Origin of the sequence: Nocardia grenadensis NBRC 108939, from assembly GCF_001613445.1 — a bacterium.
Lineage (GTDB): Bacteria > Actinomycetota > Actinomycetes > Mycobacteriales > Mycobacteriaceae > Nocardia > Nocardia grenadensis.
Genome location: NZ_BDCJ01000006.1, coordinates 121411 through 134141, shown reverse-complemented (window position 1 = coordinate 134141; position 12731 = coordinate 121411). Strand labels below are relative to the sequence as shown.

Sequence of the window (12731 nt, the reverse complement as noted above, 5' to 3'; positions counted from 1 at the left end):
CCATAAGCCCCGCGCGCCGCCCGGCGCAACGTGGGCGATATCACCCGTGGCGGCGCCGGGAACGCGACCCGTGCGCACCGCTCAGCGGGCACGACCGAGCAGGCTGCCACCGGGCGGGAGGTAACTGTCGACCTCGGCGCCCAGGTCCTTGGCGGCCGTGGCGATATCGGCGGCCGCGAGCCGGGCCGTGACGATGTACGGCGAGCCCGCGGTGGCCCGCCGGTCCCAGGGCGGGGAGAACTCCAGATCCAGGCCGATCCGCAATTCGATCTCACCGCCGGTACGGGTGGCCGTGAAACTCAGATCGGGTTCGGTGAAGGCCAGCCGGGCGGGACCGTCGGTCGACGCGCCGGCCGGTTCCGCCTCGGCCGCGATCCGGCCCAACCAGTCCGCCAACTCGACCGTGTCGTCCAGGCTCAGCGCCTGCCAGCGGAAGGACCAGTTCCCGTCGGGGCAATTCGCGGTACCGGCGATCACCAGCCAGCTGTACCGGATTCGCGGATCGATGTGGTCCGGAAATTGGTATCCGGCAACAGAGAGTTCCACACCGTATCCGTCGCTGTCGATCAACCTCACCGGCGCAGTGTGTCACCATCGGGACAGTCACGCCTAGTTCATCGTCCGATTGCCGCGCAGCAGCCTGGGTACCAGCGCACCGCCGGCGTTCACGGCCCAGTGCAGCAGTGCCGGTGCGGTGGCGCTGCCGGTGTGCCGGTACAGAGCGCCGAAGAGCAGACCGGCCGCGCCGGTGAAGGCGACGGTGGCGGGCACACTGTCACCGGCGGTCCGGGCGGGATGGATATGCCACAGGCCGAACACCGCCGCGCCCAGCAGCCGACCGGCCCGCTCGCCGAATTCACTGTCCAGCAGCGGTTCCAGCGTGGCCCGGAAGATCAGCTCTTCGGTGTAGACAGTGCCCAGGGGGATCTGCACGGCCACCCATTCCACCGTGCTCGTCCCCGGCACCCGGTCCGGCGGCGCCGACAATACGCGGCGTAGCGGGGGCACGGCCGACGCGACGGCGAAACCGGCGGCGACGATACCGGCGCAACCGATTCCGTAGCCCAGCCCCCGCGCGGAAGTCCACCGCGGTGTGCCGTCGAAGACCAGGGCGTACCCGGTCGCGGCGAGGGCGTTCGCTGCCGTGCGCCCTCGGTGGCCGAGACGCAGGCGCGGCAGCACCACGTTGTTCCACAACAGCGGAAGACCCACTGCCCCCGCTACCCGAACTCTCATTTCACCTCGCGCTCGTATGCCTCGTACGCCGCGATCTCCAGCCGGATCCGTTCGGCGAGTTCGCGGTTCCAGTTCGGGGGCTGGGCGACCGCGGCCCAGCCGTCCAGTACCAGAGTGCCGTAGCGGTGACCGTGCCCGTCGCGCACGCCCTGGGCGTTCGTGAGGTCCGCGCTGATCTGCCAGAAGGTGACCAGCGGCGCCCAGCGCACCCGGGGCGAGACGTCGACGCCACGCGGTTCCGACAGCCAATCCGGCCGGGTCAGCGCGAGATCCGGGGACCACCAGACGATCGGGTCGGAGGCGTGCTGCAGGTAGGCGATCCGCGGTGCCCGCCATTCTGGGCCGGGCCGGGCGAGGTCCTCCCGGTCTCCGGCGAACCGGATCACCAGACCGTCGGCGTAGACGGGCTCGGTTTCGGTGGAGCCGGGATCACGCCGGTTCACGAACTGCTGCCACAGCCGATTGGAGTTCGGCGGTCCGACCCAGAGCGCGCCGTCCACCTTCTCCCGCAGATCGGCGAGTCCGTCGAAAGCGGCCTCCGAACCCTGCGACCCGAGGCTTTCGCCGTAGACGAGCAGTTTCGGTCGTTCGGCGGCCGGGCGGGTGAGGGTTTTGCGGTAGACCGCGTCGAACAGTTCCCGGCCCGCGGTGGCGGCCTTGCCGCGGTCGGCCAGAAACGACAGCGCGCTGGGCAGATACGAGTACTGGGTGGCCACGATGGCCGAATCGCCGCCGTACATGTATTCGATGGAGTTGGCGGCCATGGAGTTGACCCACCCGGTGCCGGTGGTGGTGACCACGACCAGCGCCTCCCGGTCGAAGGCGCCGGTGCGCTCCAGTTCGGCGACCGCCAGCTCGGCCTGGCTCAGTCCGGTGTCCTCGACCGATTCCAGTCCGACATAGGCGCGGATGGGTTCCTTCGCGGACCGGCCGGTGACCCAGGAGATGCGCTGGGCACTCGGTCCGTGCGAGACGAACCAGCGGCCCTCGAATCCGAGAGTTTCCCAGGGCGCGAACGACTCCGGACTGCCCGAGCGTTCGGCGAGGCGTGGTTGGACGGCGTACTCGGAGGTGTGGTCGTTGCGCACGCTGAAAGCCGAGTTCGCGGCGGCGAAGAAGGCACGGGTGGCGACACCGTTGAACAGGGTCACCACGAGCAGTACCAGAACGAGGAAGCCCGCGGAGGGAGCCAGCTCCCGGGGTATCTTGACCCACCGGTTGAGCTGGCGGGCCAGATACAGGATGAGTTCGCGCACAGTGCGATAGCAGGCGACCACCAGCACCCCGACCGTGAGGCTGAGACCGCCGGTGCGCAGGTAGGCGGGCGTGGTGGTGCCCTCCATCCCCATCAGCGCGGTGATCTCGCGCTGCCAGTGCGCCGACTGCACCAGCATGTAGGCGGCGCTCAGCGCGGCCGTCGTCAGCACCGCGGATTTCAGGGCGTACCGGGTCCAGGTGGGCGGCGCCGGAATTCGGGTGAGCCGGGGCCGCACCCACAACCGGAACAACCATTCCAGCAGACAGCCCACGCCGTACCCGATGGCCGCGTTGATCCCGCTGATCAGACCCTGGAACATCCAGTCGCGCGGCAGCAGCGACGGTGATACCGACAACGCGAAGAACACCGTCGCGACCACCAGACCCACGTAGTTCAGGTCGATGATGTGCTCGGTCCGCCGGACCGCGGCGACACACCGCCGCCGCAACCTGGTCACAGAATCGGCGGTCTCCAGCACCTGTCCAGTATGGCGGGCGGGACCGGCACCGGAGGGTGGCCCGGGTCACCTCCGGCGCGCCAGCCGCGGGTCCGGGTCAGGCGTGGCCGCCGAAGAGCGCAGGTAGCGTGCCCTCGTGCGCGGCGCGCAGCTCGGCCATGCCGATGGAGAACTGACCTTGCACCTCCACCGAATCCGCACCCTGATCGACCACACCGATGCGCACCCAGGGCAGTTCCCGGGCCGTGCACATCCGGGTGAAGCGGGTCTCTTCCGAGCGCGGCACCGCGACCAGCACCCGGCCCGCCGATTCGGAGAACAGCATCACGAACGGGTCGGCGTCCTCGGGCAGCAGAATCCGGCAACCGGTCTCACCGGCCAGGGCCGCCTCGATCACGGCCTGCGCCAGACCGCCCTCGGACAGGTCATGGGCGGCACTGATCATGCCGTCGCGCGAACCCGCGGTGAGAACATCGGCGAGCAGTTTCTCGCGGCCGAAATCGACCTGCGGCGGCAGCCCGCCCAGATGCCCGTGCGCCACCTGTGACCAGACCGAACCGCCGAACTCGTCCCGGGTGTCGCCCAGCAGGATGAGCGTCTCCCCCGGTTCCAGGCCCAGACCGGTCGGAATGCGGCGATGGACGTCGTCGATCACACCCAGGACGCCGACCACCGGAGTCGGCAGGATGGCGTTCTCACCGGTCTGGTTGTAGAAGCTGACATTGCCGCCGGTGACCGGGATACCCAGTTCCACACAGCCGTCGGCGAGACCGCGGACGGCCTGCTGGAACTGCCACATCACACCGGGATCCTCCGGGGATCCGAAGTTCAGGCAGTTGGTGACCGCCTTCGGCGTGGCGCCGGTGACGGCCACGTTCCGGTAGGCCTCGGCCAGGGCCAGCCGCGCACCGGTGTACGGGTCGAGCTTGGTGTAGTGCCCCGACGCGTCGGTGGCCAGCGCGATACCGCGGCCGCTCACCTCGTCGATCCGGATCACCCCGGCGTCGGCCTGTTCGGCGAGCACGGTGTTACCGCGCACGTAGCGGTCGTACTGTTCGGTGATCCAGCGGCGGCTGCACAGCTGCGGGCTGGCCACCATCTTCAGCAGGGTGTCGCGCAGTTCCTCAGCGGTTTTGGGCCGGGGCAGGTTGTCGGGGGTGTCGGCATTGAGCGCGTCCTGGTCGGCGGGACGCCGCACCGGCCGCTCGTACACCGGGCCCTCGTGCGCGACGGTGCGCGGCGGCACATCCACCACGGTCTCGCCGTGCCAGGTGACCTCCAGCCGCTCGCCGTCGGTCACCTCACCGATCACCGTGGCCAGTACATCCCATTTCGCGCAGACGGCGAGGAAGGCGTCCACGTTCTCCGGGGTCACCACCGCGCACATGCGCTCCTGCGATTCGCTGGAGAGCACCTCGGCGGGGGTCATATCGGCGGCGCGCAGCGGAACCCGGTCGAGTTCGATGCGCATCCCGCCGTCACCGGCAGCGGCCAGTTCGGAGGTCGCGCAGGACAGTCCGGCGCCGCCGAGATCCTGGATACCCACCACCAGTCCGGCGTGGTACAGCTCCAGACAGCATTCGATCAGGACCTTCTCGGTGAATGGGTCGCCCACCTGGACGCTCGGCAGTTTCTTGCGACCGCTACCGGAATCGTCACCGGAGAAGGTGTCCGAGGCCAGCACCGAAACGCCGCCGATACCGTCGAGCCCGGTCCGCGCACCGAAGAGAATGATCTTGTTCCCGGCGCCCGAGGCGAAGGCGAGGTGCAGGTCCTCCACCCGCATGACCCCCGCACACAGGGCGTTGACCAGTGGATTTCCCTGGTACGAGGCATCGAAGACGGTTTCGCCGCCGATATTGGGCAGGCCGAGAGAGTTGCCGTAGCCGCCGATCCCACGGACCACGCCATCCAACACCCGGCGGGTATCGGCGGCGTCGGCGGCACCGAAACGCAATTGGTCCATCACCGCGATGGGACGCGCACCCATGGCCATGATGTCGCGGACGATCCCGCCCACACCGGTGGCCGCGCCCTGATAGGGCTCGACATAGGACGGATGGTTGTGGCTCTCCACCTTGAAGGTGACCGCCCAGCCGTCACCGATATCGACCACGCCCGCGTTCTCGCCGATACCGGCGAGCATGGCGATGCGCATCTCCTCGGTGGTCGTCTCACCGAAGTAGCGCAGATGCACCTTCGAGGATTTGTAGGAACAGTGCTCGCTCCACATCACCGAGTACATGGCGAGTTCCGCATCGGTGGGCCGGCGCCCCAGAATTTCCTTGATCCGGGCGTATTCGTCGTCCTTGAGGCCGAGCTCGGCGTACGGCTGCGGCGTCTCCGGGGTGGCGGCGGCGGTGGCGACGGTATCGACCTGCGCAGTCACGGGGGTACCAGGATCCTTTCGTAGGTTGGCGCGCCGGCGCGCGCGGGCTCCGGCCCTCCGGGCGCCTGCCGCGGCTCACGGCAGGTGGCATCGGTGCCACGGTTCGGTCGGAACGCCGGGCCTCGGCGGCGGGGCCCCGGCAGAGTTGATCCAGCACGAATCCTACGTCCACCTGCGCCGGACCGATTACCGACCCCGTCACCGCAAAACCCCTGGCCGTATCCGGACCGGAACCGGCCTATGGAGCGAGGAAGGCCGCCAGGGCCGCCGCGTAGGCGGTCACATCGGCGGCGCCCATCATCTCCCGGGCCGAATGCATGGCCAGCTGGGGCGCACCCACGTCCACGGTCGGCATACCGGTACGCGCGGCGGTCATCGGGCCGATGGTGGAGCCGCAGGGCAGATCGGCGCGGTGCACATACCGCTGCATCGGCACTCCGGCTCGGTCGCAGGCCAGCGCGAACGCGCCCGCGCCGACGGCGTCGGTGGCGTAGCGCAGGTTCTGATTGACCTTCAGCACCGGTCCGCCGTTGATCTCGATGCCGTGCGAAGGCTCGTGCCGTTCCGGATAGTTCGGGTGGGTGGCGTGCGCCATATCGCCGGACGCGCACACCGACCCCGCGACCGCCGCAAGGAATTCGGCGCGGCCACCGCCGCGGGCCAGCACAATTCGCTCCAGCACCGTGGGCAGCAGCTCGGACTGCGCGCCACGGTCGGATTGGCTGCCGACCTCCTCGTGGTCGAACACGGCGAGCACCGGGACGGCGTCGCCCGGGTTCTCGACAGCGGCCCGGAAGGCGGCCAGCCCCGCGTAGCAGGTGCCCTGGTTGTCCAGACGGGGTGCGCTGATCAGGTCCCGGCCGGTACCGATCACCCGGCTGGGTGCCAGATCGTGGGTCATCAACTCCCAGCCCAGCACCGCCCGCGGATCGACCCCGGCGGCCTCGGCCACGTAATCCAGGAACGCCGCCCGTTCACTGCCCACACCCCAGATCGCGTTGACATGCCGCTGCGGATCCAGCGTCACCCCGCGCCGATCCTCGGACAGATGGATCGCCAGCTGCGGGACCCGCAGAATCGGTTCGTCGATCCGTACCAGCCGCTCGGCCAGGCCCGCCCCTTCCCGCACACTCAGCCGCCCGGAGATCCCCAGCTCACGATCCAGCCAGGAGTTCAGCCAGGCACCCCCGTACGGTTCCAGCCGCACCAGCTGCCAGCCCGCGACCGTCAGATCGGGATGCTGTTTGACCCGCAGATTCGGGCTGTCGGTATGCGCCCCCACCACCCGGAACGGACCCGCCTGCTCCGGATCCGCCCACGCCACGAGCGAGCCACCGCGCACGATGTAGTACCGGCCACCGGTGCCCGGCCACACCCGGGTCTCGTCCAGCCGGACGAACCCGTCGGTTTCCAGCGTCTCGGCGATGGTCCGGCAGACATGGAACGGTGAAGGTGACGCGTCGATGAACTCACACAACCCGGCGGCCGAAGCCGCGACAGCAGAACTCGGCATGCTGTGACCCTATTGGCGCGCCTCCGGCGCGCGGGGTCGAGGCCCCCGAAGGTCCCGCCGTTCAGGCCTCGAGACTCGCGGCTACGCCGCATGCACTTCGAGGCCTGAACGGCGGGACGGGCCTCGACCCTTTCAGGGCCTCGCTGAACTCGGCACCGAGAGACGGCTGCTGTTGGTAAAGGCGATCAGGCGCCAGGCCGGCCGAGCGGTCGACTCGGCATCCGACCCGGACATCGAAGCCGTCCCGCCGCCGCGAATGTCGCGGGCGGCATCGATGCCGGAACAGCTGCGGCCCAATCTGTTCGGAGTGCGCCACAGCGAGTGGATCAGCCCGCTCGGTGGCCGGCGAAGAAGGCGCGGATATCCGGTACGAGCAATTCCGGCACCTCCATGGCCGGGAAGTGACCACCGCGGCCGAACTCTGACCAGTGCTCGACATGACCGCCCGGATCCACCAGATCGCGGATCGCATCGTCCCCGGCGAATACCGCATAACCGGTGGGGGCCGCCGGCGGCGGGGTTTCCCCGGAACCCTGCCACGCGGCCATCTCCCGGTATGCCTGCATCCCTTCGTACAGGGAGTGCGCAGCGGAGGCGCCGGATCGGGTGAACCAGAAGATGCTGACGTCGACGAGCAGCTGATCCCGGTCGACTGCGTCCTCGGGCAGTTCGGCGGCCGGGTCCGTCCATTCCCGGAACTTCTCCACGATCCAGGCGAGCTGCCCGACCGGTGAGTCGGTCAACGAGTAGGACAACGTCTGCGGCCGGGTGGCTTGCACGTGGAGATACCCGAGGCCGTCGGCCTGGAACCGGTTGAAGCGCTCGGCCCGCTTCCGGTCCGCCTCGGACAGGCCATCGGTGTCGATCGGCGGGCCGAAGGGCATCGCCGGGGCGGTACCCGTGGCGTGCACGCCCAGCACCCGTCCCGGAGCCACCATGGGCAGCAGCTGCGAAACGCCTGCCCCCGCATCGGTGCCGTGCACGGCGAACCGTTCGTAGCCGAGCCTGGTCATCAGCTCCGCCCAGGCGGTCGCGACGCGAAAGAGGTTGCCCCATCCGGGGTCCGCCACGGGCGTGGAGAAGCCGTAACCGGGAAGCGACGGAATAACCAGGTGGAAGGCATCCAGGGGGTCTGCGCCGTGGGATTTCGGGTCGGTCAGCGGGCCGATCAGGTTCTGGAACTCGAACGGCGAGCTGGGCCAGCCGTGCGTGAGGATGAGCGGCCGGGCTCCGGGCTCGGCGGATCGGATGTGGAGGAAGTGAATGTCCTGACCATCGATGGTGGTGACGAACTGCGGAATCTCGTTCAGTTCCGCCTCCCGGGCCCGCCAGTCGAACCCGTTGGACCAGTATTCGGCCAAACCCCGCAGATAGTCGACGGGGACGCCGCGGCTCCAGTCCGTCACGGCCGGCTGCTGCGGCCAGCGGGCGCGGTGCAGGCGTTCGACCAGATCATCGATATCGGCTCGTGGGATCGCGATGCGGAAGGGGCGGATCTCCGTGGTGTTCGTCATGCCGCCACCGTAGAAGCAATCGCGGAAGGATAGCTTCCGCAATTACTGCGATGCTGAACGAATGTTGAAGACTTCTGCCAGGCTGCTGCGATTGCTGTCGTTGTTGCAGTCGCGGATGGATTGGAGCGGCGAAGAGCTCGCCACGCGATTGGGCGTCACCGGCCGGACAGTGCGCAGCGATATCGAGAAGCTGCGCGACCTGGGCTACCCCGTGGCCGCGGCGCCGGGGGTGGGAGGCGGGTATCGCTTGGGTGCCGGGGCGAAGCTGCCGCCGCTGCTGCTCGACGACGACGAGGCGGTGGCGGTAGTGGTGGGACTCCGGACATCGGTGGGCGGCGGCGTTTCCGGAATGGCGGAGGCCTCGGTACGGGCGTTGGCCAAGTTCGAGCAGGTATTGCCGCCGCGGCTGCGGCACCAGGTGAGCGGCATGGGCTCGGCGATCGCCGCCGTTCCGAGCGCCGGACCCACCGTGGACGCGGACACATTGAGCGTGATCGCGGCGACGATCCGCGCCCGCGAGCGCCTCCGATTCGACTACGAGACCCACCGGGGCACCCCCGGCGGGCGAGAAATCGAGCCCCATCAGCTCGTGAACTGGGGCCGCCGCTGGTACCTGGTGGGTTGGGATATCGAGCGTGCGGACTGGCGGACCTTCCGGGTGGACCGAATCTCCCCGCGCACTCCCAACGGCCCGCGATTCACTCCCCGGCCGTTACCGGACAACGACGCTTCGACGCATGTGCAGCGGGGCGTCGGCCAAGCCACCTGGCGCTACACGGCCCGGGTGCTGTTGCACGCGTCGGTGGAGTACGTGCGCGAACGCATGCCGCACGTCGGCACCCTGGAACCGGCCGGGCCGGATCGTTGTGTGGCCGAGGTGGGGGCGGACACGGCCCAGATGCTGGCTCTGTATCTAGGACTGCTCGACGTGGATTTCGACGTGCTCGAGGGCGCTGAGCTCACGGCGAGGCTGCGAGACCTCTCAGCGCGCTTCCAGCGGGCCGCCGCCGACGCTCCGGATACCGGCTCGTGACGGCCGGTGGTTCCCTGGAGGTGGCGAGCTACCGTCCGGCCGGTGCCCGCCGGTCAGCGCCCGGGACTCGCGACCTCGCCGCAGTCAGGGCGACATCTTCCGCCTTCGCGGACGCCCACCCCCTCCGCGGCAGAGCAGCCGCGCCCGGACGCCGCGCCCTCAAGAAGCGACCAGCACGTCCAGTACGGACAGGAACAAACCCAGCCCGTCGTCACTCGGCCCGGTCAACGCCTCGGTCGCGTGCTCCGGGTGCGGCATGAGCCCCACGACCCGCTTGTTCTCCGACGCGATTCCCGCGATCGAGCGCTGCGAGCCGTTCGGGTTGTCGCCCGCGTAGCGGAACACGACCCTGCCTTCGCCTTCGAGTTCGTCGAGGACCGCCTGCGAGGCCTGGTAACGCCCCTCACCCGATTTCAGCGGGACCAGGATCTGGGCGCCCGGTTCGTAGCGGGAGGTCCAGGCGGTGTCGGTGGCTTCGACGCTCAGCCACTGGTCGCGGCAGATGAAGTGCAGCCCCTCGTTGCGGGTGAGGGCGCCGGGCAGCAGCCCGGCCTCGCACAGCACCTGGAAGCCGTTGCAGATACCGAGCACCGGCATGCCGTTGCGGGCGGCTTCGACGACGGTGCCCATCACGGGCGCGAACCGGGCGATGGCGCCGGCGCGCAGATAGTCGCCGTAGGAGAAACCGCCGGGGACCACGACCGCGTCGACGCTTTTGAGATCGGCGTCGCCGTGCCAGAGGCTCACGGCTTCGGCGCCGGCCAGCCGGACCGCGCGGGCGGCATCCACATCGTCGAGGGTTCCGGGGAAGGTGATGACACCGATGCGGGCGGTCACGGGACGCGCACCACCTTCCAGTCCTCGATCACAGTGTTGGCCAGCAGCGATTCGGCGATCGAGGCGAGTTGGTCATCGCTGACGTCGTCACCGACCTCGAGTTCGAAGCGTTTGCCCTGCCGGACGTCGGTGACGCCTTCGAATCCCAGACGCGGCAGAGCGCCGGCTATGGCCTGCCCTTGCGGATCCAGGATCTCGGCCTTCGGCATCACCTCGACCACGACACGTGCCACGGATTGCTCCTCACAAAAAGGGGGTGAGCTGCGCCCGGCGCCGACGCCGGGACGCGGATGGGTTACCTGAGCAGCCTAATTGCCCACTGGCCGGAAGGTCGCGGCGGGTGACCGAACATATGCGGTACTAGCCTTGCGTGCATGCATGTAGCCCACTTCGGACACTCCTGCGTACTCGTCGAACTGAACGGGAAGAAGATCCTCTTCGATCCCGGCGCGTTCTCCCACGGTTTCGAAGGCCTCACCGGACTGGATGCGATCGCCGTCACTCATCAGCACGCCGACCATATCGATCCGAACCGGATCGACCCGCTGCTCGAGGCGAATCCCGGCGCGCGGCTGCTGTCGGATCCACAGACCGCCGAACTCCGGGGCGGGGCCTGGGAAGCACTGCATGCGGGCAATGTGGTGGACCTGGACGGGCTACGGATCACCGGCGGCGGGGGCCGGCATGCGGTGATCCACCCCGAGCTGCCGGTGGTCGACAACACCGTCTTCCAGCTGGGCACCGCCGCGAACCCGACCCAGTTCGTCCATCCCGGCGATTCGCTCTGGGTGCCCTCCACTCCGGTCGATGTGCTCGCCGTCCCCGCCGCGGCCCCGTGGATGAAGATCAGCGAAGCGGTCGACTACCTGCGGTCGGTAGCACCCCGGCTGGCCTTCCCGATCCACTACGGGATCATCGCCGAGCAGGCCTGGGGTGTGTATTTCAGCCGGCTCGACGAAATGCGCAAAGCCGACACCGAATTCACCGTCCTGCGCCCGGAGAACGACGCCGAGCTCTGAACGCAGCCGACGTCCGCCAGGCCGCCGAACCGACCGGCGACGGCTACCACGCGCAGATCGATCCGGCGTGCCAGCAGTCCACCGGCGAAGTCGCAGACACCGTAGGCGGCCGCGGAGGCCAGGGCCGGCGCCGCGCCCGCCGTCATCCGGCCCGGGCCCGTTCGGCCTGACCCACCGGGCAACAGGCCCCGGTGGTGCACGAGCGCCGGTCGCAGAGCCGGCACAGCAGATCGGCATTGCCGATATCGGAGTACAGACCGGTCAGCAGCTTGTCGAGCAGCAGTGCCAGGGTCTCGCGTTCGGCGGCATCGAGCGGGTCGAGCACATGCGCCAAGCCGCTGCCGCGGGCGGCCAGGATATTCGCCGCTGCCTGCCGGCCGCGCTCGGTGAGGCGCACGGCGATCTCACGGCCCTGCCCGGGCCGGCGCTCCACGAGTTCCCGCCGCAGCAGGGTGTCGATCATGCGCGCCGCCGCCGACTGGCTCGACCCGACCCGGCGGCCCAGTTCGGTGCCGCTCAGTCCGGGCGAGCCGGCCAGCACCACCAGCGCCGCGGCGGCGCTGGTTCCGACACCGGTGTCATCGGCCACCCGCTCGAGCATCAGGTCGGTGACCGCCAGCGCGGCAGCGCCCAGCAGATTCGCGGTCCGGCTATGATGCATGACTCATGCATAACATGCTGCGCGCGACCGCGTCCACCCCGGACCGGTTCGAAAAGTAGGAACCGCCGCCCGCTATCGCCGAATGGGGCGGCGGAGTATCAGGCCGCGCGGACCGCGCGGACGGGCTCCCAGCGGTACACCTCGCTGCGCGCCCCGTGATAGAGCGCGAGGTCCACGGCGTCCAGTAACGCCTGCCGCGGACCGGGCCGACCCAGCTGCGCGGCCGAAACCGCAAGGCGGAGGACGCCGCCCCGCCGCGCGGTGCGCGCGGCGCCCAGTATCAGCGCGCGGCACCACCAGGGTTCGGCGCGGAACCCCTCCCCCATGCCGTACACCCGCGCCTTTTGCACCGAATTGCGTTCCAGATCGTAAATTCCGGTCAACCCGAGCGAAAGCCGGAAACCGAGCTCGGGCAGCGCCGCGGTCGCCCCGGCGGAAACATCCCAGCGCGGCGCCGCGAACAGGCGCGTGCGCAGGCCGACCTGCTCCATCGTCCGGTCGGCGGCGGTCAGCCGCAACAGCGCCTCGTGTCTGGGCAGCGTCGCGAACTCGGCCCGGCGCCGTTTGGTCGCGGCCTGGTCGTAGCCGTGCAGCACCACGGCGTCCCCGCGGCCGCAGCGGCCGTGCAACCATGCCAGGGTGGTGGGGTCCTCGGTGAGCCGGTATCCGCCTTTCAGCCGCGGCGCCACCAGCAGGGACAACCGCACCCCACGCTGATCCATCTCCTCGGCGAAGCCGATCGCCGCGTCCCGGGTGGCTTCCCGGACGCCCGATACCGAAACGAGCAGCTCAGCGTTCATGTACCGAGAATGGC

12 protein-coding genes are annotated in these 12731 nt (G+C 69.4%); 2 read left to right on the top strand and 10 right to left on the bottom strand.

The window, feature by feature from the left end; genetic code table 11:
* Positions 1-81 precede the first annotated feature (81 nt).
* From NGR01S_RS07555 to NGR01S_RS07530, 6 genes are all read right to left on the bottom strand, one after another.
* Positions 82-576, bottom strand: a complete 495-nt coding sequence (locus tag NGR01S_RS07555) for a WapI family immunity protein (RefSeq protein WP_063035462.1) — start codon at positions 574-576, stop codon at positions 82-84.
* A 33-nt stretch (positions 577-609) separates the two neighbouring features.
* On the bottom strand, positions 610-1236 hold the full coding sequence (locus tag NGR01S_RS07550) for a CPBP family intramembrane glutamic endopeptidase (RefSeq protein WP_063035461.1): 627 nt from the start codon (positions 1234-1236) through the stop codon (positions 610-612).
* Entirely contained in the window at positions 1233-2972 is a 1740-nt protein-coding gene (locus NGR01S_RS07545; RefSeq protein WP_063035460.1) for an alpha/beta hydrolase, read from the bottom strand. The genes NGR01S_RS07550 and NGR01S_RS07545 overlap by 4 nt, the downstream gene beginning before the upstream one ends.
* 76 nt (positions 2973-3048) lie before the next feature.
* On the bottom strand, positions 3049-5340 hold the full coding sequence (gene purL / locus NGR01S_RS07540; protein WP_063035459.1) for a phosphoribosylformylglycinamidine synthase subunit PurL: 2292 nt from the start codon (positions 5338-5340) through the stop codon (positions 3049-3051).
* A 238-nt stretch (positions 5341-5578) separates the two neighbouring features.
* Positions 5579-6853 (bottom strand): M18 family aminopeptidase, encoded by a 1275-nt coding sequence (locus NGR01S_RS07535; RefSeq protein ID WP_063035458.1) that lies wholly within the window; start codon positions 6851-6853, stop codon positions 5579-5581.
* 326 nt (positions 6854-7179) lie between these two features.
* Complete coding sequence (locus NGR01S_RS07530; RefSeq protein WP_063035457.1) at positions 7180-8367, bottom strand: epoxide hydrolase family protein; 1188 nt, start codon at positions 8365-8367, stop codon at positions 7180-7182.
* 61 nt (positions 8368-8428) lie between these two features.
* Here NGR01S_RS07530 and NGR01S_RS07525 point away from each other — a divergent pair, with 61 nt between their 5' ends.
* Complete coding sequence (locus NGR01S_RS07525) at positions 8429-9400, top strand: helix-turn-helix transcriptional regulator (protein ID WP_063035456.1); 972 nt, start codon at positions 8429-8431, stop codon at positions 9398-9400.
* 159 nt (positions 9401-9559) lie between these two features.
* Here NGR01S_RS07525 and purQ read toward each other — a convergent pair whose 3' ends face one another.
* The gene (purQ, locus tag NGR01S_RS07520) at positions 9560-10237 is read right to left on the bottom strand and encodes a phosphoribosylformylglycinamidine synthase subunit PurQ (protein WP_063035455.1); all 678 of its coding nucleotides are present in this window, start codon (positions 10235-10237) and stop codon (positions 9560-9562) included.
* Entirely contained in the window at positions 10234-10470 is a 237-nt protein-coding gene (gene purS, locus NGR01S_RS07515) for a phosphoribosylformylglycinamidine synthase subunit PurS (RefSeq protein WP_030522869.1), read from the bottom strand. Before purS ends, purQ begins: the two co-directional genes overlap by 4 nt.
* Before the next feature lie 141 nt (positions 10471-10611).
* On the opposite strand from purS, the gene NGR01S_RS07510 reads away from it, so the two are divergent.
* Positions 10612-11256 carry an MBL fold metallo-hydrolase gene (locus NGR01S_RS07510; RefSeq protein WP_063035454.1) on the top strand — a complete coding sequence of 215 codons (645 nt, stop codon included), beginning with the start codon at positions 10612-10614 and terminating at the stop codon, positions 11254-11256.
* 142 nt (positions 11257-11398) lie between these two features.
* On the opposite strand, the gene NGR01S_RS07505 is transcribed toward NGR01S_RS07510, so the two are convergent.
* Both NGR01S_RS07505 and NGR01S_RS07500 read right to left on the bottom strand, forming a co-directional pair.
* Complete coding sequence (locus tag NGR01S_RS07505) at positions 11399-11917, bottom strand: MarR family transcriptional regulator (RefSeq protein WP_063035453.1); 519 nt, start codon at positions 11915-11917, stop codon at positions 11399-11401.
* Positions 11918-12015: 98 nt separating this feature from the next.
* Positions 12016-12717, bottom strand: coding sequence for a DUF2334 domain-containing protein (locus NGR01S_RS07500; RefSeq protein ID WP_063035452.1), 702 nt, complete (start codon positions 12715-12717; stop codon positions 12016-12018).
* Positions 12718-12731 lie beyond the last annotated feature (14 nt).